Genomic DNA, 26,914 nt, shown 5'->3' with positions numbered 1-26,914 from the left:
CGAGGAGCGCATCGCCAAGGTGATTGCCCGCGCGGGCGTCGCTTCCCGCCGCGACGTGGAGGCGATGATCGCGGAAGGCCGCGTGACCCTCAACGGCAAGGTGCTGGAGAGCCCGGCCATCAACGTGACCGCTGCCGACCAGATCACCGTGGACGGCGAGCCCCTGCCCACCAAGGAACGCACGCGCCTGTGGCTCTACCACAAGCCGCGCGGCCTCGTGACAACCGCCCGCGATCCCGAGGGCCGTCCCACCGTGTTCGAGAACCTGCCCGAAGACCTGCCCCGCGTGGTGGCTGTGGGCCGTCTCGACATCAACACGGAAGGCTTGCTGCTGCTCACCAACGACGGTGGACTTGCCCGCGTCATCGCCCATCCCGAGACCGGCTGGCTGCGCCGCTACAAGGTGCGCGCCCATGGCGACATCACGCAGGCCGATCTCGACGGGCTTCGCGACGGCATCACCATCGACGGCATCGAGTACGGTCCCGTCGAAGCACGTCTCGACCGCATGCAGGGCGACAACGTGTGGATCACGATGGGTCTGCGCGAAGGCAAGAACCGCGAGATCAAGCGCATTCTCGAACATCTCGGCATGCAGGTGAACCGCCTGATCCGCATGTCCTTCGGACCGTTCCAGCTCGGCGATCTCGAGCAAGGCCTCGCCGAAGAAGTGAAGACGAAGATCCTGAAGGATCAGCTCGGTGCGGCACTCGCCGCAGAAGCCGGCGTCGATTTCGAGAGCCCGGTGCGCGAGCCCATCGCGCCCTTCGGCTCATCGAAGAAAGACCACCGCGAGGAGCGCGACGAGCGCCCTGCCCGCGTCAGTCGTGACCGCGATGAGCGCCCGCGCCGCCGCGACGAGGACGAGAAGCCTTTCCGCGCACGCGGCAAGGAGCGTTTTGGCAAGGAGCGTTTCGAGCGCGAAGAGGAAGAGCCGAAGAAGCGTCCTTCACGTCTCGAAGCGAAGAAGAGCGTATGGCGCGCCGGCGAAACCGACGAGGATGCACCGCGCAAGAAGGCTCCGCGCCGTGGCGCCGATCCGCGTGAGGCGCGCGCCGCCAGCGCGGAACGCAAGCGCGAACGCGTCGGCGCGATTTCTTCGTCCGAAGGCCGCAAGGTCGTGGTGGAGCGCCTCGTGCGTCAGCCGCAGGAACAGGAAGCTCCCGCACCGCGCAGAGGCCGTGGCTCATTCGGCGAGGATCGCCCGCGCCGCCGTGACGACCGCGACGCAGGGCCCGCGCGCCGTGGCCGTGACACCGGCGAAGGCCGCCCTCGTCGCGACGATGGCGAGCGCCCGCGCCGTGGCGGCGACCGCCCGTTCCGCTCGCGCGAAGGCGGTGAGGACCGTCCGCGCAAGCCACAGGGGGATCGCCCGTTCCGTGCACGCAGCGAGGGAGGCGACGAGCGTCCGCGCCGTGGCCCTCCGCGTGGCGATGGCCCCTCGCGCGGCGGACCGCGTAGCGGTGGCTTTAAAGGCGGTCCCCGTGGTTCATCCAAGGGCGGCTTCAAAGGCGGCTCGAAGGGTGGCCCCAAAGGCGGCCCACGCGGCCGTCGTTGATGAGGACTGAGCCATGAGAATTGTGGGCGGGCGCTGGCGCGGCCGCTCGCTCAAGGGGCCGAGCTCGGACGTGATCCGTCCGACATCGGACCGCCTGCGCGAGACACTCTTCAACATCCTGCAGCACGGTTACGATGACCCCATCGAGGGCGCGCGCGTGCTCGACCTCTTCGCAGGCACCGGCGCGCTCGGCCTCGAGGCTCTATCGCGCGGTGCCGCCTTCTCGCTCTTCGTCGATGACGGCGCGCAGGCGCGCGGCATCATTCGCGAGAACGTGGAATCACTCGGCGCCGGCGGCGCAACTCGTCTCTTCCGCCGCGACGCCACCAAGATGGGCGAAGCCACCCCTAACGCACCCTTCTCCGTCGTGTTCTGCGACCCGCCCTACGGCAAGGACCTCGCGCCGAAAGCTCTGCGCTCCTGCGTGGAAGGCGGATGGCTGACACCCGATGCACTCGTGATCGTGGAAGAAGCACAGGGCGTCGAGGTGACGCTGCCGGAAGGCTTCGAGGAGATCGAACGGCGGGATTACGGGGAGACGAAGGTAATGTTCGGGCGGTTCAAAGGTTGATTTGTCTTTAGTTCGGACAGATACGAGGCGAAGCCTCTCTCAGCTTTCAGCTTGGCCTAGCTGTGTATGAATAAAGCTGGGGCATGGTAGGGCGTCATTAGCAGTGATGCCCTAAGCTTGACTGTAACAATAAAACAATAGAGTGTTTTCCTAAGATCATAATCTGGGAAACCAACATGTCACTAGACAACAACCTATTTTCTCTGACTACGGGAAATACAATACCTAACGTATTGATCCAGATCGACCCTTCTCTCGGCGTGCCATTCGACACGAAAGTGTTCAAACCTTTCTTCGGCTCCTATGTTTACGATCCGGATGCAGGTGATGAGATCACGCTTACCGTCAAAATCGACGACCCTGCTAAGGGCACCTTTCTCGGCTATACGGTGGGCTACTACGATTCAACGACCGGAATTTATACGTTCACGGGAACATCGAGCGAAGCATCCGCTGCCTTATCCAGCTTATGGTTCGATCCAAGGGATCGCAATGGCGTTGGAGGTGTCGAAGAAGTCGCCTTCACCGCGACTGTTGTCGACAAGGTTGGCGCGACCCAGACTTCTTCGACCATCCTTAGGGTAAAGACGACAGCGGATAAGCCGCCGACTATCACGCTTCCTGCGGATAGTCCGGTTGTTCCAGATACAGCTCTCGCCTCCCCGTTCGCCGGGATAAAGATCGTTGATCCTGAGAATGCGGTCCTAACAGTATTTCTCTCTCCCTACAGCGCTTCAGATCCCTTTTTCTTCAAGCTTGAAGCAGACGGCAGTCGCACACCTATAGACCGACTGACAGGGACGGCGGCGGAGATCATGGCTGGTCTAGCAGAGATAAAATTCGATCCTGCAGGTCGTAATACATCTGGAAAGTTTCTCGAGACCTACACATTCAGCCTCTGGGTCCAAGACGGAACGCATAGTATCAATCAACCGGTTTATTTAAGTGTCACATCGGCGGGTGGAACTCCCAGTGCCATTCCAAATTTGACGCCTCCTGCTGTAAAAGAAGTCACGATTGCGGACACAGATCTCGCTCGGCCCTTCGCCGGTCTTGCGCTGACAGACGACAGTGCCCTCGTTACGGTAGTCGTCACCTTCGATCCAGCTAAAGGCAAGCTCGTGCGGGGCCTTGGTGAAGAAGACGGAAACTATGATCCCGATACAGGCACGTTCATCGTAACGGCCTCTGTCTCTATGGTAGAAAGAATTCTCCAGAATTTGCAATTCGACCCAAGAGCCCGCCCTGGCTCTGCAGCTGGATCCGTCGAGACCACCACCTTCACGGTCAAGGTGCAGGACGGTGAGCACACGGTCACAAACTCTGAGCTGAAAGTTCATTCGGTGTCCGGAGGCAGCACTTTACCGGATCCTGCCGCTCCTACGAACATCGTGCTCGGCACTACATCGGTTCGCGAGCTCTCTGACAATGGTACCGTTGTGGGTGAGCTTTCAGCAACAGATACCCCAGGCAGCACTCTCACCTACACTCTTGTCGGAGATGGCGCGGGCGGCCGTTTCATGATCCAGGGCAACCAAGTAAAAGTTGCCAATCGTCTTCTTCTCGATCATGAGCAGGCTCAATCTCACACGATCCGCATCAAAGTCACGGATGAAGGAGGCCTTTCCTCCGAGAAAGATTTCACTCTCAATGTGACCGATTGGGTCGCGGAGAAGGCGATCGGCTCCGCTGGCAATGATGCGATATTCGCGAACATCGGCAAAGATACTCTCTCTGGCGGCGCCGGCCACGATACGCTCTCCGGCGGCGCAGACAATGACCGACTTAGCGGCGGCTATGGCAACGACGTTCTCACTGGCGGCAAGGGCAAGGATATCTTTGTGTTCGATGCGAAACTCGGCACGGACAAAACTGACCGCAAGGTGAACTTCGATAAGATTACTGACTTCAATGTGAAGGACGACAGCTTCTGGCTTGAGAACAAGTTTTTCACGAAACTGGGCAAGAAGGGCTCTGAGAAGAAACCAGCCAAACTCAATAAGGAGTTCTTCACCGTCGGCACCAAGGCCGTGGAGAAGGATGACTACCTGATCTACAACAAAAAGACCGGCGTCCTGTTCTATGACAAGGACGGCTCAGGCAAGGGCAAAGCGGTAGAGATCGCCCAGCTTAAGAAAGGCCTTGGCCTGAAGTACGACGACTTCTTCGTTATCTGACAAAGACGAAAGCAGCCTTGAGCGGAGACACCACTCAAGGCTGCATTTGCTCCGGCGCCACCTGACGACTATATCAACCTTTCCCGCTTCGGACGCACGAAAGGCCCGTCATGAAAGCCGTTCTCTTCGAGCAATTCGGTCAGCCTCCACGCGTGCAGAACGTGCCCGATCCGACGCCGTCTGCGGAAGGTGTGGTGATCAAGGTGGAGGCGACGGGATTGTGCCGGAGCGACTGGCACGGATGGATGGGGCATGATCCGGATGTAGTTTTGCCGCACGTGCCGGGGCACGAGCTGGCGGGCACGGTTCTCGCCACCGGCAAGCAGGTTACGCGCTGGAAGAAGGGAGACCGCGTCACGGTGCCGTTCGTCGGTGGATGCGGGCATTGCTTCGAATGCAACTCGGGCAATCATCAGGTCTGCGAGCATCAGTTTCAGCCGGGCTTCACGGCCTGGGGATCGTTCGCGGAATATGTCGCCGTGGACTACGCGGACACGAACCTCGTCTCACTCCCTGAGAGTCTCGATTTCGAAACGGCCGCGAGCCTCGGCTGCCGCTTTGTCACATCGTTCCGCGCCATCGTCGATCAGGGCCGCGTGGGGCCGGGTGATTGGGTGGCCGTGCATGGCTGCGGCGGTGTCGGCCTGTCGGCCATCATGATCGCGGCCGCCATGGGCGCGAATGTGGTTGCTGTCGATCTCACGCAAGAGAAGCTCGACTTCGCCAGGCAGATGGGCGCTGTCGCGACGATCAACGCGCGCGCCGTCGCCGATGTGGTCGAAGCCGTGCGCGAGATCACGAGGGGCGGCGCGCATGTTTCCATCGATGCATTGGGCAGCCCTGTCACCTGCTTCAACTCGATAGCGAACCTGCGTCGCCGCGGACGCCACGTGCAGATTGGCCTCATGCTCGGCGATCACGCGCGCCCCCAGATTCCGATGGATCGGGTGATCGGCTGGGAGCTGGAAATCCTCGGCAGCCACGGCATGCAGGCGTTCCGCTATCAGGCCATGATGAACATGATCGAGACGGGCAAGCTCGCGCCGGAAAAACTCGTCGGCAAGAGGATTCGTCTCGAAGAGGCACCTGCGGCCCTGATGAGCATGGATACGTTCGAGGGCCTCGGCATCAGCGTGATCACGCAATTCTAAAACAATTCCTCGCAGGAGCCACGTGGCATCCTCGCAGCGCCCTTCCCGAGCGATCCGAGCAGGCTTGCTCAAGGACGCAACTTTACTTGCGGCATGTCCGCGAGAAGGTTGTCCTAACGGCAATTTCCTATAACATTACGCCATCCGCATCACATTGTTCTTCCGACCCGGGTGGAGGATCGCCATGGCTCAACCGTTTCTCTGGGGCTCCCCTATCGGCCTCCCTGCCGGCATCAACGACTATGATGTCCTCGCCCTCAGGAACGGCACGTTCCTGGTTTTCGGCAAGGCCGATACGACATTGCTCACCCCGCTCAAGGCTTGCATCTACAATGCCGACGGCTCGATCAAGGAAGAGAGGATCATCGATTCCCCAGCGTTTGGCTCGCCATTTGGCGACCTTCCCTTGACGAACCGTGCTCTCAATCCTTTTGCGACAGAACTTCCGGATGGGCGCATCGCCTTCACATGGACGATTGCAAGCCGCAGCCCCGGACATTTTGGGGCATGGCTGGGGATTTATGGAAGCGATCTGCAGCCGCTCGTAAAACCTTATCCCATTGCCGGTCTCGGAGGCGGTCCCCTCGGCACCTCCGGCCACTTCAAGGCAGACGATGCGATTGGCCTTGCCGATGGAAGCGTTGCTGCCGTCTTCCGGAGTACGGACGGCAAAGCCTTTCTGCGCGTTTTAAGTCGCGATGGAATTCTCTCGGAGACTTTAGCGCTTGGGCCAACTCTCGCATCCGGCGATGAGGACGGGTTCGAGTCCGTGGCCGATCTCGCAGTGTTGCCTGACGGCAAAGTCGTTGCTGTCCTTCGCACGAGCGGAACCGAGAACACGGTTTATGTGCTGGACCCATCTGCTGCCGGCGGCCCTGCTGTCGTGAAATCGTTCACGATCCCCGTGGTTGCAAGTTCGAGCATGATGCCGATTGAGGTGACCGCTCTTGAGGGCGGCAGGTTCGTCGTGACGTGGACGGAGAATGGTGAACTCAGCGCAAGCGGTTCAGAGCCTATCGTCACGGTCCGATACCAAATCTTCACTGCGGAAGGGACTGAAGTCACCAATCCTTTGTCGTTTTACGCAACCGTTGCAGAGGCTGAGGCTGTGGGCACTCCTGATATCGTGGCCCTTCCCGGCGGAGGCTTTGCCCTGGCCGCTCAGGTTGTGACGGACCCATTGCTCAGCACCTCGGAAGTGCGCTTGGCCATCTTCGATGCAGCAGGCGCACGCGTGAGCGACAAGCTGCTGGTCAGCCAACCGATGACGGGAAGCTTGATTTCCCTTGAGGGCTTGTCCCTGATGGCGGACGGGCGCATCGCCGCGTTGATGTCGAACGGCATTCAGATTATCGACCCTCGCGACAAAGCCGTTTCCCTTAAAGGCACAGCAGGCAACGATCACTACATCGGAACCGCCTTCAACGATACGTTCGAGGACAGCGCCGGGGCCGACATCCTGAACGGCGGCAATGGGTTCGATTACGTCTCCTTCGCGCATGCAAGTGCAGGCGTGATTGCCAGCCTCTCCGGCGGCAGCGGAGGTGACGCGGCGGGTGATACTTATATCAGCATAGAAGGCCTTGTCGGCTCTTCCTTCACCGACGTTTTCTTCGGCAACGGCTCAGCCGTCCTGAAAGGCGGTCTCGGCGACGATACCTATCATGTCAGAACCGAAGATATGATTGAGGAAGCCGTCAACGGAGGCCGGGATACGATCATCGTTGGCGGCAGCTATAAACTGGCTGCGGATGCGCAGATCGAGGCTCTCAAGCTCTCCGGGCTCTCAAGCAAGAAGTCGGCCAATCTTACAGGGTCCAATATCGGCAACGAGATCCGCGGCCATTCGGGCGTCAATACGCTGAAGGGTCAGGGCGGAAACGACAAGCTCTACGGCGGCTACGGCAATGACAAGCTGTACGGCGGGAGCGGCAAGGACATCTTCGTGTTCGACACGAAGCCGAACAAGAAGTCGAATGTGGACCGGATCTACGATTTCGATCCGAAATACGACTCGATCCACTTGGAAAACAAGATCTTCACCAAGCTCGGCAAAGGCTCGGCTGCTGGCATGAAGTTCAAGTCGGACATGTTCGTCAAGGGCCCACACGCGCGGGACCGGGAAGACCGCATCATCTACGACAGCAAGACCGGCGCGCTCTATTACGACAAGGACGGCACAGGCTCTGCTGCGCAGATCAAGATCGCGACGCTCAACAAGAACCTGAAGCTCACCTACAAAGATTTCTTCATCATTTGAACGGGGTTCGGGGCAGGTATCTCTCCTTGTCCCTAAAACCGTGGCTCTTCGCCGATAACTGCTATTTCGGCAGCGCATTCGAATACGTAATCATCTGCTCTCGTACCAAGCGATCTGTACCTGCTCCCACGAGAGGATAGGTCGTTGCAAGAAAAACGCTCCCCTCATAGAAATTGCTCACTCACAGTCGAGCTTTCCAAAAGAACCTCAATGATTGTGAAACTGGAGCCAGGCGCATCTCGACATGACCATGCTGCCTGTGCCAGCCTGCCATACAGTTCACTTCCGGAGGACGCCATGGCTTACCAGCCCGCCGCTCATCGCTATGACGAGATGATCTACAACCGTTGCGGTCGAAGCGGCTTGAAGCTGCCCGCGATCTCGCTGGGGCTATGGCACAATTTCGGTGAGGACCAATCGGTGGCGACCGCGCGGGAGATCTGCCGCACGGCTTTCGATCTCGGCATCACACATTTCGATCTCGCCAACAATTACGGCCCGCCTCCCGGCTCGGCGGAGAGCCTGTTTGGCGAGATTCTGCGCAGCGACTTTCATGGGTTTCGCGACGAGCTCGTGATCTCCACAAAAGCAGGCTATCGCATGTGGCCGGGGCCTTACGGCGAGTGGGGCAGCCGCAAATATCTGTTGTCGAGCCTTGACCAGAGCCTCAAGCGCTTAGGCGTCGATTACGTCGATATTTTCTATTCGCACCGGTTCGATCCGGAAACGCCGCTGGAAGAGACCATGATGGCGCTCGATTCCGCCGTTCGACAGGGCAAGGCGCTCTATGTCGGCCTCTCCTCCTACAACAGCAAGCGCACGCGGGAGGCGGTGGCCATCCTGCGCGAGCTCAAGACGCCGTACATCATCCACCAGCCGAGCTATTCCATGCTCAACCGCTGGATCGAAGAAGATGGCCTGCTCGATACGCTCGACGACCTCGGCATGGGCTCCATCGTATTCTCGCCGCTGGCGCAAGGCATGCTGACGTCGAAGTACCTCAATGGCATTCCAGAGCAAAGCCGCGCGGCCGCCGGCAAGTCATTGCGAACGAGCTTCCTCAGCGAAGACAACATCTCCCGCATCCGCGACCTCAACGGAATTGCCGAGCGGCGCGGACAGAGTCTTGCGCAGATGGCGGTCGCCTGGGTGCTGCGCGGAGGCCGCGTGACGACCGCGCTCATCGGCGCGAGCAAGCCCGAGCAGGTGGTGGAATGCGTCGGCGCGCTCAAGAACCTCGCGTTCACGCCGGAGGATCTGGCTGAGATCGACCGCTATGCCATGGAAGGCAATCTCAACATCTGGGCGCAATCGTCCGAGCGGGAAGGCCCCCCGCGTGGGAAGTAGATCTAGCGGGACGTAACGCTGACAGGCACCCCGCGTGAGATCGAGTTACTCACGGTCGATGTTTCTTGCGCCATGCGGATGAGAGCATCGAGATCCGCAGCCTTGTCGGCGGCCTCGACGACAATCTCGATATGGGCCCCCGTTGCACGGAGCGGAGCGCCGTCGAACGTGACTGTCACATCCACGGCAACGTGCTTCAGCGCGATGCCCATCTCATGGGCCACGTAATAGAGATCGTTGCAGAAGCATCCGCCAATCGCCAATGCAAGCAGCTGACCACCGTTGAAGCCGAGCCCCATGCCCCCAGCCTTTCCGTCCGGTCGATCGACAACGACGGAATGGGCGCCCGCCCAACCTATCGAGGCTTCCGTTCCCGGGATGCCGCGCAACCTGACAGCCATCGTCGTCATGAGCCACCTCCTGGCGGCTTAGTATGATCTCTCGTCGAGGCGCGCGCTAGCGTCGTCCGAACAGGCGTTCGATGTCGCTGAGCTTCAGCTCCACATAAGTGGGGCGCCCGTGATTGCACTGGCCGGAGAGAGGCGTCGCCTCCATCTCGCGGAGCAACGCATTCATCTCTTCCGGACGCATGCGGCGTCCGGCACGGATGGAGCCGTGGCAGGACATGCGCGAGAGAACAGCATCGAGCCGCTCTTCGAGCGGGTTGGTTCCCCCCTGCCCCCATTCCGCAAGCGCGTCCGCTACATCCTGCACGAGCGCCTTGATGCTTCCGCCTGCAAGGGCGGACGGCACTTCGCGCACCAGAAGCGCACCATGACCGAAAGGCTCGACGGCAAGGCCGAGGCTCTCCAGCATCGCGGCTTCAGCAAGAACGCGGTCCGCGTCCACTGGGTCGAGATCGACCACCTCAGGAATGAGCAGCAACTGACGTGCGATGCCCGACGATGCGCGCTCGCGCTTCAGGCGCTCATAGACGAGGCGTTCATGCGCGGCGTGCTGATCGACGATGACGATGCCATCCTGCGTCTGAGTGACGATATAGGTGCCGTGCACCTGCGCGCGTGCAGCGCCCAAGGGTGCAGCCTCCATCTCCGGCTCGATCTCGGTGAGCGTCGCGCGGCTGTCGGCGGAAGGCGCTGCGAGATCGGGCAAATGGGCTTGCGCCTCCGCCAAACCGGAAGGCGCGTAACCTTGCGACGGCGGATCGAGCGGTGCCTGCCAATGGGCGAAGCCGCTCGATGGGCGAACGATGGAAGGGCGGTGATGCCCGTAGGCCGGACGCGACGGCTGCATCCCTTGTGGGCGCAGACTCTCCAGCGTGCGCGTGCCGACCGTGGAGGATGCGCGCATGCCGAAACGGTTGATCGCTTCCTTGATCGCGGCCACCACGAACCCGCGCACGAAAGCAGGATCGCGGAAGCGCACTTCCGTTTTCGCCGGATGCACGTTCACATCCACCGCGCGCGGATCGATATCGATCATGATGGCAAGCACCGGATGACGGTCGGAGGCCATCACGTCGGCATAGGCGCCACGCACCGCGCCGAGCAGAAGCTTGTCACGCACGGGCCGTCCGTTCACCACGAAATGAATCGCGGTGGATGTGCCGCGATGATAGGTCGGCAGGCTCGCGAAGCCTGTGAGCCGCACGCCCTCGCGCTCCACGCCGATAGACATGGCGTTCTCGTGGAAGTCGGAGCCGAGCACGCGTGACAAGCGGCGCAAGAAGCCGTGCTCGCCGGGCTCTTCCGGCGGATAGGTGAAGGCGGTGATGTGCTCGCCCGACAGCGTGAAGCGCACAGTTGGATGCGCGATGGCGAGACGCTTCACGATCTCCGCCACGGCCTGCGCCTCGGAGCGGTCGCTCTTCAGGAACTTCAGGCGCGCGGGCGTGGCCGCGAACAGATCCGTCACCTCGACACGCGTGCCCTTCGGCGCGGAGGCAGGCCGCACGGGATGCTTCACGCCCGCTTCCACGACGATCATGGAGCCGGTCTCGGCATCGCTGGTGCGCGTGGTAATAGCAAGACGGGCCACAGCACCGATGGACGGCAGCGCCTCGCCGCGGAAGCCGAGCGTGTTGATGGAGAAGAGATCACCGTCCGGAATCTTGGATGTTGCGTGACGCTCGACGGCAAGCTCCAGATCATCCGGATTCATGCCCTTCCCGTCATCGACGATGCGGATGAGCCTGCGTCCGCCGGCCTCCACCGTGATCTCGACGGAGTTAGCGCCTGCATCCACGGCGTTCTCGATAAGCTCCTTCACAGCTGCCGCCGGGCGCTCGACAACCTCGCCCGCAGCGATGCGGTCGACAAGGATGGGATCGAGGCGGCGGACGAGCATGAGGCGCTTCTATCGAAGGATTCGGAAAGCTTAAAATAGGGAGTGAACGCCGCCGATGCCAGAAGCCGCGACGTTATTCCCACACCAGTCCACCGTCCTCCCGGATCGGCGGAGCCGTCCGGGAGGACGGTGCGAGTTACCCCTGCGCCAGATACTGCTTGGCGAGAATCTTGCCTTCTTCGACGGCGGGCTGGTCGAACGGGTCGACGCCAAGCGCATAACCGGTAAGGATCGTCTCCAGCATGAAATGCATGAGCAGCTCGCCGACGGCGCGCTCATCGAGCTTTTCGATATGGATGCGCCGGGTCGGGCGGCTGTTCTTGGCGAGCGTATCGGCTGTCGCGCGGCCTTGGGCCGCCACGAGATCGCCGATGCGCTTGCCGCCGAAGCCCGGCTCGCCCGCGCGCTTGGAGAGCTTCTCGTCCATGAGCGGGCCCTGTCCCGCCACGCCCGTGGTCATGACGGTAAACAGCTTGTCGTTGGGGCCAGCGAGATAAAGCTGGAGTTGGCTGTGCTGATCGACCGGACCGATGGCGGCCACGGGCTGCGTGCCGTTGCCATCCTTGCCGACGCTCTCGGCCCAGAGCTGCACCCACCAGCGGGTGAACCGTTCGAGACGGTCCGCATAGGCCATGGTGACGGCAATGCCCTTGCCGCTCCGGGCCGCAGCCACGTTGAGCGCGGCGCCGAGCGCTGCTGGCGCGTCCTTGGCGGCGCTCCCATTGCGGAACGGCTCATAGGACTCCGCCGCACCCTGGCGGATGGAGGCGATGTCGAGGCCTAGAACGGCTGCGGGCAGAAGACCCACATTGGTCAGCACGGAATAGCGCCCGCCGATGCCGGTGTGATGCTCCAGGAAGCGCACGCCCTCGGGCTCAAGCAGATCGCGCAGGGCGTTCTTGCCGCCTGCCTTGCGCGGCTCCGACAGGCCGAGGAACATGTCCTTCGGCATGGCCTTCAGGCCCGCCTTCTCCAGGGCAGAGAGCACGGCGATGGTCTGCATCAGGGTCTCGCCCGTGCCGCCGGATTTGGAGATCGACACGAAGCGTGTCGAGGACAGCGGCAGCTTGTGCAGGATGTGGTCGAAAGTGATGGGATCGAGATTGTCGAGGAAGTGAACGCGCGGGCTTTCCGTGAAGCGCCCGACGCCCGGCACCGCATAATCCTTCAGCTGAGCCAGCGTCTGGCCGCCGAGGCTCGACCCGCCGGTGCCGAGAAACACCACATCCGTCGCATCCATCCGGAGCCAGGCGGCGGCCTCTTTCACCGCCGCAAGATCGTCGCTCGTGCGCGGCATATGCAGCAGCGGCAGCCGGCCCGAGACATCGTCCTCCGCCAGCCGCTCCATGGCCTTACCCACAGCCTCAAGGGCAGCCTCGACCGCCGCCCGCGACAGACCGCCCTCCCCGATTGTGGTGTCCAGGGCCAGATCGATCGATTGCTGCAGGGCCATGCGGGTACTCCGACTCGTTCTCGTTCAGAAAAGTGAAGCGGAACTTTAGGGCGTCGCAGGCGGAACGGCTAGGGCCTAGCACCCCTCTCCGAACGAAGAGCTGCGTCACTTTTGGCCGAATGGCTCAGGTTGCGTAACGGAAGATCCCGACCTAACGCTACGAAACGTTACAACAAAAGAGAGCTGCTATGGCAACGGGCATCAAGGACGAAACCAAAACAGGCAATTCGTATATCGACAGCCTTCTTTCCGGATGGCGTTGGGATAATGCACCAGTCACCTATGGCTTTGCCCAGACGCTGGCGTCCTTTCCTTCGACCGATAGCTATTACGAGCCGCAACATCACTTTGCGCCCGTCAACGAGATGATGCGGCAAAATCTGCAAGCCATCTTGAAGGGAGATTCTGCTGAGGCTGGCCGATCCATGACTCTAACGCCAGTCTCAGGCTTCACGAACATCAATCTGGAGCAAACGAATCCTGAAACCACACCTACGGACATCCGCATCGGCATGTCGTCGTATGCAGGCTATGGCATGGCGTATGTGCCTGGTGAATACAACGTCTATGGCGGCGCGGACGGCGATATGTGGTTTGGCCGGTCCGGGTGGCAATCGTACCAGATCCAGCTTGCCGCCAACGGTACTTATGGTGCCAGCCTAGGACTTTGGGGAGTTGGAAAAGTCTTGGGCCTTAAGCATGGCCGGCTCGACATTCCCGACGACAAGGATTTCAAGGAATACACAGTCATGAGCTATAACAGCGCTCCGACTGTAGCAGTGCCGGGAATGGGGCCTGATGCTTTGGCTGGAGGGCACCCTGAAATTGAAAACCTCTCAAGCTACGAACAAACTTTCATGATGCTGGACATCGCTGCTCTGCAGCAGATGTATGGCGCCAACTACAAGTTCCGAAGCGACGATACGGTCTACAACTGGAGTCCTCATACGGGTGAGGTTTTCGTCAACGGCATTTCCAAAGGGAGAGTCGGCGATGGCCTTTCATCGACAAAAGAGCACAATAAAATTCTTCAAACGATCTGGGATGGTGGCGGCAGCGACACTTATGACCTGTCAAACTACGTAACCGATCTCAAGGTTAGTCTAGCTCCGGGCGAATACTCGACGTTCAGCCAAGATCAGCGTACCTATCTCGGCCGCGTTGGCCCCAATGCAGAAAGTTATTCTGCTCGCGGCAATGTCTACAACGCACTCTTGCACAACGACGATCCACGCTCGCTGATCGAGAACGCCAAGGGCGGCTCAGGCCACGACACCCTCTCCGGCAACATCGCCGCCAACCATCTCTGGGGCAACGACGGCAAAGACACCCTCTCCGGCGGCGCAGGCCACGACACCCTCGACGGCGGCAATTCCATCGACACCGCAACCTTCAGCGGCGCCAGGGCCAACTACACCATCACCAAGAACGGCGATGGCAGCTTCACGGTGGCCGACAACAGGGAAGACGGCGAGGGCAAGGACACGCTCATCAGCGTCAACTTCGCCAAGTTCAACGACCAGGTCGTGACCCTGATTGACCCTAGCTTCACGCGCACCGGAACGGCACGCTCCGACCGGCTGACCGGCGATATCGGCAACGATAAGCTCTCCGGCCTGGGCGGCAACGATAGGCTTAACGGCGAAGCCGGCAACGATCGCCTGTCGGGCGGATCGGGCAAGGACGCGTTCGTGTTCACCACGGCTTTGAACAAGAACACGAACGTGGACACGATCAGCGACTTCAACGTGAAGGACGACTCGATCCGTCTGGAGAATGCGATCTTCCGCAAGCTGACGAAGATGGGCGAGCTCAACAAGTCGTTCTTCAAGATCGGCCCCAAGGCTGGAGATGCCAACGACTTCATCGTCTACAACAAGACGAAGGGCGTGCTGTCCTACGATGCGGACGGCTCGCGCGGCGGCGCGGCGATCGAGTTCGCCAAGGTCAAGCCCGGCACCGCCCTCACCCATGCCGACTTCTTCGTCATCTAAAGCCTACTTATCGAGAACAATATCATGTGCATCATTTGCGAACTCAAAGGCTCCAGCGTTAATGCGACGAACAATGATTCGGTTCACATTGCCGGAGCAACAACAGGATCGGTTGGCGCAGCGACAGCAGCGCGCCCAATCGTCGGCATCTATGATTTAAAGGAAACTGGGAATCCTTATATTGACGGCATTATGTCGGGCTACAAATGGCCTTCCGGCACGACAATAAGCTATGGCTTCCCTACGACGAAGGATGCCTACCCGAATCCCTATAATGGTCAGAACGAGCTGGAATCGAACTTCATAAGCGTCACCCCTCAAATGAAGGAAACGATTGAGGCCTTCGTTCATGGCAGGCAAACGGGCGACTTCAAGTCGATGATCCTAACCCCTATCGAAGGCTTCACGAATTTGAAGTTTGTGCAGCACATGGTTCCCGATTCATCGACGCATATGCTCATTGCTTCTACATCCGTGGCGCCGACAGCACATGCCTACTATCCAGGCAGCATGTTTGGGGAGCGTGAGGGCGATATCTGGTTCGGCCAGCAATATCCTGAAGCCTATGGCTCTCCCATCAACGGCACCTACGGCCATATGATCGCAATGCACGAATTCGGCCATGCATTGGGCCTCAAACACAGCTTCGACCTTCATGGGAAAGAAGATGGTGTGACTGTGCCGTGGGACAAGGACTTCTATGAATACTCCATCATGTCCTACAGCAAGGCGCCCTATGTGGAGCCGGGCACCTTCGATCCCGCTTCATCGGGCTCTTCGGGTGGCGAGACAGGCTATGCTTTGCCCTATACCCAGACTTTCATGATGCTGGACATCGCTGCCCTGCAGCAGATGTACGGCGCCAATTATACCTTCCGCAGCGACGATACGGTCTATAAGTGGGATACGAAGACGGGCGAGACCTATGTCAATGGTGCTGCCCAAGGCCGCACCGGCAATGGCATCCATAACGAAAGTTATTTTAATAAGATCCTTCAGACGATCTGGGATGGCGGCGGCATCGACACCTATGACCTGTCGAACTACGCAACCCATCTCAAGGTTAGTCTAGCTCCGGGCGGGCACTCAGCCTTCAGTGACCAGCAGCGAGTTCAGCTAGGATATTTCCCTTATCCTACGGTCTATTCTGCTCGCGGCAATGTCTATAACGCACTCTTGCACAACGACGATCCACGCTCGCTGATCGAGAACGCCAAGGGCGGCTCAGGCCACGACACCCTCTCCGGCAACATCGCCGCCAACCATCTCTGGGGCAACGACGGCAAAGACACCCTCTCCGGCGGCGCAGGCCACGACACCCTCGACGGCGGCAATTCCATCGACACCGCAACCTTCAGCGGCGCCAGGGCCAACTACACCATCACCAAGAACGGCGATGGCAGCTTCACGGTGGCCGACAACAGGGAAGACGGCGAGGGCAAGGACACGCTCATCAGCGTCAACTTCGCCAAGTTCAACGACCAGGTCGTGACCCTGATTGACCCTAGCTTCACGCGCACCGGAACGGCACGCTCCGACCGGCTGACCGGCGATATCGGCAACGATAAGCTCTCCGGCCTGGGCGGCAACGATAGGCTTAACGGCGAAGCCGGCAACGATCGCCTGTCGGGCGGATCGGGCAAGGACGCGTTCGTGTTCACCACGGCTTTGAACAAGAACACGAACGTGGACACGATCAGCGACTTCAACGTGAAGGACGACTCGATCCGTCTGGAGAATGCGATCTTCCGCAAGCTGACGAAGATGGGCGAGCTCAACAAGTCGTTCTTCAAGATCGGCCCCAAGGCTGGAGATGCCAACGACTTCATCGTCTACAACAAGACGAAGGGCGTGCTGTCCTACGATGCGGACGGCTCGCGCGGCGGCGCGGCGATCGAGTTCGCCAAGGTCAAGCCCGGCACCGCCCTTACTCACGCAGACTTCTTCGTCGTCTGATGGAGTAAAACTACCGCCAAAAGAAAAAGGGGAGCCTCGGGCTCCCCTTTTTATTGCAATGTCGAAATGCTCAAAGCCCAGTCGGCCGGCCCGCGATTACGGTCAGCATCTTGCCATCGCCGAAAATCCGTTCTGCGGCTTTGCCGATATCGGCCTGCGTAACGGCGGCGACGAGGGCGTTGCGGCGGCCGATATAGTCGATACCGAGGCCCTCGAAGGCGATCTGCGCGAGCGTATGGGCGATCTTCGTCGAGGTGTCGAAGCCGAGCGCGTAGGAGCCGATAAGGTAATCCTTTGCCTTCTGCAGTTCCTCGTCGGACGGGCCTTCATCCTTGAGGCGCATCATCTCGTCCGCGATCACGTCGAGGCATTCCACCACGCGCTCGTTCTTGGTCGCGGTATAGCCCCAGGTCATCGAGGCTGCGCGATAGCTCACGAGCGAAGTGCCGACACTGTAGGCAAGGCCGCGCTTCTCGCGCACTTCCTGGAAGAGGCGCGAGGTGAAGGAGCCGCCGCCGTAGATGTGGTTGAGCACGTAGGCCGGGATGAAACCCGGATCGCGCCATGCGATGCCCGGCGTACCGAAGCGGATCACCGATTGCGGCACATCGAGATCGACAACGATGCGCGAGCCGATCTTTTCCAGGCCGACCGTCTCGATGATCGAGAGAGGCTTGGCTTCCGGCAGCGCGCCGAAGACCCGGTCGAGCAGCATCGACAGATTGTCGGAGGAAATGGCACCGACGACCGCGATCTTCACACGGCCGCGCGCGATCATGGCGCGATGCATGGCAATGAGATCGTCGCGCGTGATCGCGGCAACGCTCTCCGGCGTGCCTGAGGTCGGAAGACCGTAAGGATGATTGGCAAAGCCTTCTTCGAAGAAACGGCGGGTTGCCATGACGCCCGGATCGTTCTGCTGATAGCGCAATCCCGCGATGGTCTGAGCGCGCACGCGCTCGATGGCGTCCTTATCAAAGCGCGGCTCGACGAGGGCAAGGCGCAGCAATTCGAACGCCTCATCCGCATGTTTCACGAGCGTCTTCAGAGAGCCGCCAATCGCGTCGTTGCCTGCATTGAATGACAGCTCGATGGCGCGCGCGGCCAGACGCTCCTGGAAGGCGTCGGAATCGTACTCACCAGCACCCTCATCGAGAAGACGCGCCAGCATCTGCGCGACGCCGGGCTTGTCTTGCGGGTCGTGCGCGGACCCGCCCTCGAAAATGAAGGAAACGGCGATCAGCGGTACAACATCGGATTCGACGTGCCATGCCTCGACACCGCGTGAAGAGGTCAAAGCCTTCACGGTCGTGGGAGAGGAGGACAGGGTTTCGACGGAAGCGGTCATCTTTACCTCGGATTGGATGCAGGCGGTCAGGATGCCGACTTCTGCAGATAGCCTGTCACGGAGCGGCGGGCGACGAGATAGCGCTCGGCGGCGGAGGCAAGATCTTCCTTGAGCACGCTCTCGATCTCCACAGGCCAGCGGCGCACCTCCTCGATCGTCTCGCCGATGGCGAGCGCCGAGCCATAGATGCGTGCGAGCGACGACTGGCTATCGGTGGAATAAATCGTCTCAGCCACAAGGCGTGTCTTGGCACGCTCGATGGAATCGACATCAAGCGCTTCCGCGGGAACGGTCTTGAGCACCTGATCCACCGCCTCTTCGAGAGCCTGCAGCGAAACGCCTTCAGCCGGGACCGCATAAACACAGAAGCGCGTGTCCTCCATGGCGGAGGACATGTACCAAGCACCCGCATTCACCGCGATGCCGCGCTCCATCACGAGCTTGCGGTAGAGATACGAGGTCGGACCGCCGCCGATCACTTCCGCGAGAAGCTCGAGCGCATAGCAGTCGCGTTGCGTGGCCGTGCGGCAGGACGGCACGAGATAAAGCCGCTGCAGCGTGGGCTGCTCGACCTTCGGATCGGCAACCGTGATGTGGCGCGCAGCCACGGGCTCAGGCTCACGTGGACGCACGCGCACCGGGCGCTTGCCCTGAGGAGCGATGCGGCCATAAGTGCCGTCGGCCAAGCGGCGCACTTCATCGGCGGTCACGTCGCCCGCGACGACAAGAATGCCGTTCTCGGGCGTATAGAAACGCTTGTAGTAATCGAGAGCATGCTCACGGTTGAGCGTTTCGATCTCGTGCATCCAGCCAATGATCGGAATGCCATAAGGGTGATGCACGAAGAGGGACGCAGCCATCGCCTCGGAAAGCTGTGCGGATGGATCGGTTTCCACACGCATGCGGCGCTCTTCCAGCACCACGTCGCGTTCAGGCGCGATCACGGCTTCATCGAGCAGCAGATTGGTCATGCGGTCCGCCTCGAACTCCATCATGACCTTCAGGTTTTCGCGCGCGACACGCTGAAAGTACGCCGTGTAGTCGAAGGACGTGAAAGCGTTTTCCTGGCCACCGAGGCCGGACACCACTTTCGAGAATTCACCGGCAGGATGCTTCTCGGTGCCCTTGAACATCAGATGCTCGAGAAAATGCGCAATGCCGGATTGACCGATCGGATCGTCGGCCGAACCGTTGCGATACCAAACCATATGCGTCACGACAGGCGCGCGGTGATCGGGGATCACGACAACGTCGAGGCCATTGTCGAGCGTGAAGGAAGACAAGTTTGGTCCGCTGCCTTCCGTGCGCCCGAAGGACGAGGCGTCGGCTCTGAGAATGGGCTTGGAGGCAGTCTTCATGACGGTTCAACCTTAAAGACATCAAATCGTTTCGTAGGATAATCCCTACGGGAATAGTCCAATCGGGGAAGCACGCAAGCGAGGCAGGATGCCTTTGAGGTGCGACATGGTTTGCGCCTGAAGGCATGAACAGGCTTGGCTTTGCTAAGCCCCTAGAACGTTTTCAGGCGAAGCGGGGGTACCCGTTCGCCTGAAGAAGGAAGCAATTGGCAAGCTGTTATCGCCTGCGATTCTGCTGCTCAATGAAAGCCTGCGGGCTGTCGGGATTCCCCATCGGGACAGGATCGGCGGTAGCCTTGAGCGCTGCGCCAGGGGCAGCCTTCAGAAGAGTTTGCGGTGGATCGCTCAGATAGCGGCGCTCCAGCCCGTCACCGGACAGCTCCACCTTCTTGTCCGTTGAGAAGGCGCGCAACTCATCCGGCGACATGCGGCTGTTTTCGCCCGAGCCTTGCGGAGGGCCGACACGCTGGTTCGGATTGCGGCCGGCGCGGATCTCGTCGATGGAGAGGCGGTGGCCTTCGTTGAGCTTATAGGCTTCGGTGTTGGTCACAGGCGTCTTGGCCTCGACGGCAGCCCTGCGGCGAGCCGCCACATCCGGGTCCTTGGGCCAGTTGGCATTGGTCGCCTCGGCGCCGTTGGGGGCGACCGGAGCCGGCAGATCCATCTTCGGCGGCAGCACCAGGGGCGCGCGCTCGTTATAGATGATCGGCTCTTTTTCCTTGGGGATGATGCCGATATTGCCGAGCAGGTTCTTAAAGAGCTCGCCCTCCTCGGCCGAAGCGACCGAGGCACCGAGCGCGAGCACGAAAGCACCCGCAAGGCCAAAGATCTTCATTCCCTTCATGGCACACCCACCATTGTTTCTCTTTATACCTGGAACGCCTGATCGCTCTTTGGGGCGAACATAAGGCAGCTTGTCCGGTAGCTTAAGGGCTAGCGCCCCCGCCTCGCCTCCAGGACGAAGGAGTCATAAAGCAATCCAATCACACCCGCAACGATTGCGGCATCCGCCACGTTGAACACGTACCAGGACCAGTTTCCGACCTGAAATTGGATGAAATCGAACACCGCCCCATAGGCCAGCCTATCGATGACGTTGCCGATGGCCCCGCCCACGATCAGGCCCAAGGACAAAGCAAGGAGCTTGGCTTTGGTGCGGCGGATCCAGATGGACAGGCCGATGGCGGCCAGGATCGAGACCACGATCAGCACCCAGCGGCCCAGATCCCCATCCTGCTGGAAGAGGCCATAGGAAATCCCCCGGTTCCAAACCACGATCAGGTTGATGAAGGGGGCGAATTCCACCGGCTCCTTCAGGGGTAGGTCGTAGACGAATAAGGTGTAGAGCTTGGTCACCTGATCGAGGACCAGGGTGATCAGAGCCGCCGAGAAGCCGAGAATCGCGGCAGTCGAGAACCCGGTTTGAGCCGCTTTGATCTTGCCGGAAGCGCGTGACTTGCCCGCAGCGCGGGGGCGCTGCGGAGCGGTTTCAGGAGCATTCACGCCGGAAGCCGGCGCCTGGGAGCCTTCACCTTTGATCATTCCGCAGCCGCCTTCAGCTGGTCCCATTCACGTAAGGCCGCCGCATCGCGGGGTGTGACATCCGGATAGTCAGGATCGCCGCCTACATCCGGCGTGACCTTCCATGAGCGAGCGCATTTGCGGCCCTTGGCGAGTGCCGGCACGACAGTGACGCCCTTCACATCTTCGAGACGGAAAGCCTCAGCGGGCCCCTCGCCCGGCTCCACGGCAATGGCGGAGGTGATGCAGATCTCTGCCATGTCGAGGCCCTGAACGGCCTGGAACAGGCCTTCATCGGCAATATGCACGATGGGCGCCGCCTCGAGGCTTGCGCCGATACGCTTCTGCGCACGCTCGATCTCCAGCGCGCCGGTGACGACGCGGCGCACGCGGCGCACCTTGGCCCAACGCTCGGCCAGCGCATCGTTGCGCCACTCGGCGGGTACCTTCGGGAAGGTTTCGAGATGCACCGATTCCGCGTTCGGGTAGCGCTCGAGCCACGCCTCTTCAGCGGTGAAGGCAAGGATCGGCGCAATCCAGGTTGCCACGCAGCGGAAGGTCTGGTCGATCACGGTGAGCGCGCTCTTGCGGGCAACGCTGGAGATCGGATCGCAGTAGAGCGTGTCCTTGCGGATGTCGAAATAGAACGCCGACAGGTCCGTAGTCATGAACGAGTTCAGCAATGCGACAACGCGCTTGTAATCGTAGGTGCTGTAGGCCTCGCGCATTTCGCCGTCGAGTTCGACGAGGCGATGCAGCACGAAGCGCTCCAGCTCCGGCATGGCGCTTACTTCGACCTTGTCCGTGTCGCGGAAATGCGCGAGCGACCCCAGCATCCAGCGGATCGTGTTGCGCAGCTTGCGGTAGGTTTCCGCCGTCGTCTTGATGATCTCGGGGCCGATGCGCTGATCGTCCCAGTAATCGACAGACGCGGTCCACAGACGCAGGATGTCTGCGCCGTATTCCTTGATGACGGTTTGCGGCGCGACCGTATTGCCGAGCGACTTCGACATCTTGCGGCCCTGCTCGTCGAGCGTGAAGCCGTGCGTGACGACGATATCGTAAGGCGCGCGCCCGCGCGTGCCGCAGCTTTCGAGCAGCGACGAGTGGAACCAACCGCGATGCTGGTCGGACCCTTCGAGATACATGACCTGATCGGGGCCGCCATCGACCTTACGTTTCACTTGCAAATCAGGGCGCTTTTCAAGCGCGAAGGCATGCGTGCAGCCTGAATCGAACCACACGTCGAGAATGTCATTCACCTTCTCGAAGTCGTTAAGATCGTAGCCGCCGGCCTTCAGGAAACGCGAGCCGTCACCGGCATACCACGCATCCGCGCCTTCCTTCTCGAAGGCATCGGCGATGGCCTCGTTCACGCGGTCGTCATTGAGGATCTCGCTGGTGCCCTTCTTCACGAAGACGGCGATCGGCACGCCCCAGGCGCGCTGGCGCGAGACCACCCAATCGGGACGGTTGGCGATCATGCCGTTGATGCGGTTCTCTCCGGATTCCGGCACCCACTCAGTCTTCTCGATGGCATTGAGCGCGCGCTGACGGAGCGTGTCCCCCTTGCCGTCGAGCGGCTTGTCCATCGAGATGAACCATTGCGGCGTGTTGCGGAAGATGAGCGGGCCCTTCGAGCGCCAGGAATGCGGATATTGGTGCTTGAGGCGGCCGCGCGCGATCAGCGCGCCGACTTCCACGAGTTTCTTGATGACCGCCTCGTTGGCGCCCGCATCCTTGCCCTTGTCATCATAGATGCGCTCGCCCGCGAAGAGCGGGATGTTGGGGAAGTAGGACGAATCCGGCGATACCGTGTGCGGCACTTCCAATGTGCCGCAGGCGACGAATACATCGCGGTGCTTCACATAAGTGTTGTAGTCGTCCGCACCGTGGCCGGGAGCGGTATGTACGAAGCCCGTACCTGCATCGTCGGTGACATAATCGGCCGGCAGCATCGGGACAGGGTAGTCCCAATAACCATTGCCGCCTTCGACGCCACGGAACGGATGCGCGCAGCGCTCGATCATCACCGGCAGCACATCCTTCACGCGCTCGTAACCGGCAACGCGCGCAGCCGCAAACACGTCGGCCGCGAGCTTGTCGGCGAGCACGAGGCGGTCGCCCACCTTCGCCCAATTGTCGTCTGCGGCTTCCGTGACCGTGTAGAGGCCGTAAGCGATGTCGGAGCCGAAGGTGATGGCGCGGTTGGCCGGGATCGTCCAGGGAGTCGTCGTCCAGATCACCACCGAAGCATTGTCGAGATCGCCGTCGAGCGTGTTGGTGATCTTGAACTTCACCCAGATCGTGTGCGAGGTCTTCTCGTGATACTCAACCTCCGCCTCGGCAAGCGCGGTCTTTTCCACTGAGGACCACATCACCGGCTTCGAGCCGCGATAAAGCTGGTCGCTCATGGCGAACTTGATGATCTCGCGGGCGATCTGCGCTTCCGCGTCATAGCTCATGGTCAGATATGGGTTCGACCAGTCGCCGCCGACGCCCAGACGCTTGAACTCCTCGCGCTGCACATCGATCCACTTCTCGGCAAACGCCCGGCACTCGCGGCGGAACTCGACGATCGGAACCTCGTCCTTGTTCTTGCCCTTGGCGCGATATTCCTCCTCGATCTTCCACTCGATGGGAAGGCCGTGGCAATCCCAGCCCGGCACGTAGTTGGAATCGAAGCCGAGCATGCCCTGGGAACGGACGATGAGGTCCTTCAGGATCTTGTTGAGGGCGTGGCCGATATGGATGTTGCCGTTCGCATAAGGAGGGCCGTCGTGCAGCACGAAGCGGTCGCGGCCCTTCTGCACCTCGCGCAGGCGCTCGTAGAGCTTCATCTCGTTCCAGCGCTGCAGGAATTGTGGCTCGCGCTGGGGCAGGCCTGCGCGCATGGGGAATTCGGTCTGCGGCAGGAACAGGGTTTCGGAATAGTCGCGAGCGGCGCTCTCGGTCTTATCGGTCATAACGGTCAATCGATCCAAGCGGCCCCTGGGTTAGGGGCTTAAAATCAGGCTGTGTTGCAGGCGAACGGTAGAGATCCCGGACCTTCGCAGATTTAAGCGAGGGCCGGGCCGATAATTCGCGAAGGCCGGATGCCGACCGTGGGTCGAGCCTGAAAATCCATGGGCATGGGAGCCTTTTAGCAGCGCCGGGGCGGATAATAAAGCGTAGTGATTTGGGCCCCGGCTCCCTATATCTGGGACCGGATAACCTGACAGACAGGACTTGCCCCATGGCCGACATGACCACCACGAAGGCTAAGCGCTCGAGCGCCGGCTTCGACCTGACGCCCCCCTCCCCGGACCAGTTCAGCGCCCTCGTGAACAACCTGGATGACGAGGAGCGCCGCGTCCTTCTGGACCACGGCACTGAGCGGCCCTTCTGCGGCATTTTCAACGAGGCCAAGGAGAAGGGCACCTATTGCTGCCGCCTCTGCGGCCTACCGCTGTTCAATGCGGGCGCCAAGTTCGAATCCGGCACTGGCTGGCCAAGCTTCTTCGACCCCATCGACCGCGACCACATCGCCTTCGTGCGAGACACCAGCTACGGCATGGTCCGCACCGAAATCCGCTGCGCTCGCTGCGAAGGCCATCTCGGCCACGTCTTCCCCGACGGCCCTCCCCCGACCGGCGAGCGCTATTGCATGAACTCGGTTTCCATGCGCTTCGTGGCGGAAGGCGATCCGCTCCCCGATGAGCTGGGGCGCGGCGCACCAGAGGGTGAAGTGGCGGGTTGAAACCCACAAGAAACGTCATCCCGGACGTAGCGTAGCGGAGATCCGGGATCGTTTTCAGAATAGAGCGCCATTCTCGTCCAACGATCCCGGATCGGCTTCGCCGTCCGGGATGACGCTCCAATTCTAGCCGATCATCGACGGGGTTCGGTCAGCCTTCAGCATCCGCTTGGCCTCCTCCGAATCCCGGTCCATCTGCGCGATGAGCGCCCCAATCCCGTCGAAGCGCTCTTCGCCCCGAATCCAGCCGATGAACTCCACGTCGAGAACCTTCCCGTAGAGATCGCCTTTGAAATCGAACAGGTGGGTTTCGAGCAACGGCGCGCCGTTGTCGAAGGTCGGGCGACGGCCGAAGCTGGCGACGCCATCGACGGGTTTTCCATCCACGGAAGCGCGCACCGCATAGATGCCGTGCCGCAGGCGGCAATCGTCGGGCAGACGCATATTCGCCGTGGGATAGCCCAGCTCCCGCCCGCGCTTGTCGCCGTGGCGCACGTCTGCTCGAACGAACCAGCGATAACCGAGGAGCTTGTTGGCGGTGGCAATGTCGCCAGCTTCCAAGGCCGCGCGAATGGCGCTGGAGGAAACAGGTTGCGAACCTTCGACAATCGCGGGAGCGATCAGGCATTCGAGCCCGAACCTGTCGCACAATTCGCGCATGCGTTCCGGATTGCCCTCGCGCCCGCGGCCGAAATGGAAATCGTGGCCGATCACGACGCCGGAGAGCTCAAGCTCATGCGCAAGAAGTCTCACGAACGCTTCCGCGTCGCATGATGCCAGCGACTGATCGAAACGCCGCACGAAAACGCCGGCGAGACCGAGCCGCGCGAAAATCTCGAGCTTCACCGGCTCCGGCGTGATGCGAAACAGCGGCTTGTCTGCTTGAAAGAAACTGCGCGGATGCGGCTCGAAGGTGAGCACGGCGGCGGGCTTGCCGGACTTGATCGCCATGTCGATGAGATGGCGGTGCCCGCGATGCACGCCGTCGAAATTGCCGATGGCGGCGACGGCCCCCTTCAGGCTCTCAGGCACAGGCTCTCCATCGCGGCAGACCGCAAAGGAGGATGAGACCGAGTAAAGAGGCTTGTCGGAAGGCATGACCGGGTCTCTACCTCAACCGGCGGCAGGGTCAAGGGAGGCCATAATGGACAGGATGTCATTCCCGGCCGGAGCGCAGCGGAGGGGAAGGGAATCCATAGCGCTGCACCCAGTCGTGGATCCCCTTCCCGGCCCTACGGGCCGCCGGGGATGACACCTGTGCTTCACCAGGACAGCACATCCGTGATGGCGGTCGGCATCACGGGCTGGCGGTCGACCCAATCCTGCACGTGATCGGAGACGAGATCGCCCTTGTGAAGGCCAAGCTCCTCCGCGTGGATACCGCGCGCGATCATGAGAGCGTCGATGCCGAAACCGACCGCCCCCGCTATGTCGGTGCGGATCGCATCACCCACCGCCAGCACGCGCTCCTTCGGAACGGCGCGGCCTGTCAGCTTCGCCGCAACAGTGAGCGCCTTATCGTAGACCGGCGCATGCGGCTTGCCCGCATAGAACACCCTGCCGCCCATCTCCTCGTAAGCGAGACCCAGCGCGCCCGCGCAGGGCAGGATCATGTGGCCTCGCTCCACGATGAGATCGGGATTGGCGCAGACCATCAGAAGGTCGCGCCGCAGCATGGCCTCGAGCCGCTCGCGGTAGTTTTCGACCGTCTCGTTCTCATCGTCGTCAAAGCCGGAGCAGACCACGTAATCCGCCTCCGCGATGGAGCCGAAGCGCACGTCGAGACCATTATAGATCGGCATGTCGCGCGGCGGGCCGATATGGTTCACCACCTTGTCGAGCCGCTCCTCGATGGCAAGCCGCGTCAGGTCGCCCGAGGTGACGATGGCATCGTAGGCCGTGCGCGGAACCTTGAAGCCGTCGAGCTGCGTACCGACCGATGCGCCGGGGCGCGGCGCGTTGGACACGAGGACGACCCGACCGCCCTTCTCACGAAAGCGCGTCAGCGCCTCGCCCGCCGCCTCATAAGCCTTCACGCCGTTGTGCAGCACGCCCCAGACGTCGCACAGGATGAGGTCGTAATTCTCGGCAAGAGGCTTCAGGCCCTCGACGAGAGCGGGACGGGAAGAGGCTGTCATAGGATCTCGCAAGAGCATTTTCGGCAAAGTGGACCCGGT

Annotated in this window: 19 protein-coding genes; 9 read left to right on the top strand and 10 right to left on the bottom strand. The window is 61.0% G+C overall.

Going from position 1 to position 26,914, the window contains the following annotated elements:
- Positions 1 to 10 precede the first annotated feature (10 nt).
- From MHY87_RS04980 to mgrA, 6 genes are all read left to right on the top strand, one after another.
- Positions 11 to 1,558 (top strand): pseudouridine synthase, encoded by a 1,548-nt coding sequence (locus MHY87_RS04980; protein WP_239350696.1) that lies wholly within the window; start codon positions 11 to 13, stop codon positions 1,556 to 1,558.
- 13 nt (positions 1,559 to 1,571) lie between these two features.
- Positions 1,572 to 2,129, top strand: a complete 558-nt coding sequence (gene rsmD, locus MHY87_RS04975) for a 16S rRNA (guanine(966)-N(2))-methyltransferase RsmD (RefSeq protein WP_239350012.1) — start codon at positions 1,572 to 1,574, stop codon at positions 2,127 to 2,129.
- Positions 2,130 to 2,305: 176 nt separating this feature from the next.
- Entirely contained in the window at positions 2,306 to 4,306 is a 2,001-nt protein-coding gene (locus tag MHY87_RS04970; RefSeq protein WP_239350010.1) for a cadherin domain-containing protein, read from the top strand.
- 110 nt (positions 4,307 to 4,416) lie between these two features.
- Positions 4,417 to 5,457, top strand: coding sequence for a zinc-dependent alcohol dehydrogenase family protein (locus MHY87_RS04965; protein WP_239350008.1), 1,041 nt, complete (start codon positions 4,417 to 4,419; stop codon positions 5,455 to 5,457).
- A gap of 184 nt (positions 5,458 to 5,641) precedes the next feature.
- On the top strand, positions 5,642 to 7,717 hold the full coding sequence (locus MHY87_RS18835) for a calcium-binding protein (RefSeq protein ID WP_304611109.1): 2,076 nt from the start codon (positions 5,642 to 5,644) through the stop codon (positions 7,715 to 7,717).
- Positions 7,718 to 8,014: 297 nt separating this feature from the next.
- On the top strand, positions 8,015 to 9,064 hold the full coding sequence (gene mgrA, locus MHY87_RS04950; RefSeq protein ID WP_239350006.1) for an L-glyceraldehyde 3-phosphate reductase: 1,050 nt from the start codon (positions 8,015 to 8,017) through the stop codon (positions 9,062 to 9,064).
- 2 nt (positions 9,065 to 9,066) lie between these two features.
- On the opposite strand, the gene MHY87_RS04945 is transcribed toward mgrA, so the two are convergent.
- From MHY87_RS04945 to MHY87_RS04935, 3 genes are all read right to left on the bottom strand, one after another.
- Positions 9,067 to 9,474: an OsmC family protein gene (locus tag MHY87_RS04945; protein WP_239350004.1), complete on the bottom strand. Its 408-nt coding sequence runs from the start codon at positions 9,472 to 9,474 to the stop codon at positions 9,067 to 9,069.
- 46 nt (positions 9,475 to 9,520) lie between these two features.
- Entirely contained in the window at positions 9,521 to 11,371 is a 1,851-nt protein-coding gene (gene mutL / locus MHY87_RS04940) for a DNA mismatch repair endonuclease MutL (RefSeq protein ID WP_239350002.1), read from the bottom strand.
- Positions 11,372 to 11,507: 136 nt separating this feature from the next.
- Positions 11,508 to 12,824, bottom strand: coding sequence for a glucose-6-phosphate isomerase (locus MHY87_RS04935; RefSeq protein WP_239350000.1), 1,317 nt, complete (start codon positions 12,822 to 12,824; stop codon positions 11,508 to 11,510).
- 188 nt (positions 12,825 to 13,012) lie between these two features.
- Here MHY87_RS04935 and MHY87_RS04930 point away from each other — a divergent pair, with 188 nt between their 5' ends.
- Positions 13,013 to 14,818, top strand: a complete 1,806-nt coding sequence (locus MHY87_RS04930; protein ID WP_239349998.1) for a M10 family metallopeptidase C-terminal domain-containing protein — start codon at positions 13,013 to 13,015, stop codon at positions 14,816 to 14,818.
- Positions 14,819 to 15,010: 192 nt separating this feature from the next.
- Positions 15,011 to 16,774 (top strand): M10 family metallopeptidase, encoded by a 1,764-nt coding sequence (locus MHY87_RS04925; protein ID WP_239349996.1) that lies wholly within the window; start codon positions 15,011 to 15,013, stop codon positions 16,772 to 16,774.
- Between the two features lie 70 nt (positions 16,775 to 16,844).
- Here the strand turns inward: MHY87_RS04925 and MHY87_RS04920 are convergent, their stop codons facing one another.
- The 5 genes from MHY87_RS04920 to ileS all read right to left on the bottom strand — a co-directional run bounded on the left by MHY87_RS04920 (position 16,845) and on the right by ileS (position 23,967).
- Positions 16,845 to 18,122, bottom strand: coding sequence for a pitrilysin family protein (locus tag MHY87_RS04920; RefSeq protein ID WP_239349994.1), 1,278 nt, complete (start codon positions 18,120 to 18,122; stop codon positions 16,845 to 16,847).
- 26 nt (positions 18,123 to 18,148) lie between these two features.
- A complete protein-coding gene (locus MHY87_RS04915; RefSeq protein WP_239349992.1) occupies positions 18,149 to 19,480 on the bottom strand; it encodes a pitrilysin family protein in 1,332 nt (443 codons plus the stop codon).
- A 217-nt stretch (positions 19,481 to 19,697) separates the two neighbouring features.
- Positions 19,698 to 20,324 carry a hypothetical protein gene (locus MHY87_RS04910; protein WP_239349990.1) on the bottom strand — a complete coding sequence of 209 codons (627 nt, stop codon included), beginning with the start codon at positions 20,322 to 20,324 and terminating at the stop codon, positions 19,698 to 19,700.
- 89 nt (positions 20,325 to 20,413) lie between these two features.
- Complete coding sequence (lspA, locus tag MHY87_RS04905) at positions 20,414 to 20,917, bottom strand: signal peptidase II (protein ID WP_370644862.1); 504 nt, start codon at positions 20,915 to 20,917, stop codon at positions 20,414 to 20,416.
- Positions 20,918 to 21,018: 101 nt separating this feature from the next.
- Complete coding sequence (gene ileS / locus MHY87_RS04900; protein ID WP_239349988.1) at positions 21,019 to 23,967, bottom strand: isoleucine--tRNA ligase; 2,949 nt, start codon at positions 23,965 to 23,967, stop codon at positions 21,019 to 21,021.
- A gap of 269 nt (positions 23,968 to 24,236) precedes the next feature.
- Between ileS and msrB the strand changes: the two genes are divergently transcribed.
- Positions 24,237 to 24,740 (top strand): peptide-methionine (R)-S-oxide reductase MsrB, encoded by a 504-nt coding sequence (gene msrB, locus MHY87_RS04895; protein WP_239349986.1) that lies wholly within the window; start codon positions 24,237 to 24,239, stop codon positions 24,738 to 24,740.
- A 123-nt stretch (positions 24,741 to 24,863) separates the two neighbouring features.
- Here msrB and MHY87_RS04890 read toward each other — a convergent pair whose 3' ends face one another.
- Together MHY87_RS04890 and MHY87_RS04885 are read right to left on the bottom strand one after the other, a co-directional pair.
- Positions 24,864 to 25,835, bottom strand: coding sequence for a bifunctional riboflavin kinase/FAD synthetase (locus MHY87_RS04890; RefSeq protein WP_239349984.1), 972 nt, complete (start codon positions 25,833 to 25,835; stop codon positions 24,864 to 24,866).
- Between the two features lie 164 nt (positions 25,836 to 25,999).
- Complete coding sequence (locus MHY87_RS04885; RefSeq protein WP_239349982.1) at positions 26,000 to 26,875, bottom strand: TIGR01459 family HAD-type hydrolase; 876 nt, start codon at positions 26,873 to 26,875, stop codon at positions 26,000 to 26,002.
- Positions 26,876 to 26,914: the final 39 nt, after the last annotated feature.

This window comes from Microvirga sp. ACRRW, assembly GCF_022346925.1.
GTDB lineage: Bacteria > Pseudomonadota > Alphaproteobacteria > Rhizobiales > Beijerinckiaceae > Microvirga.
Note: the sequence above shows the minus strand (reverse complement) of the source record. Positions and strands in the feature narration are given on the sequence as shown.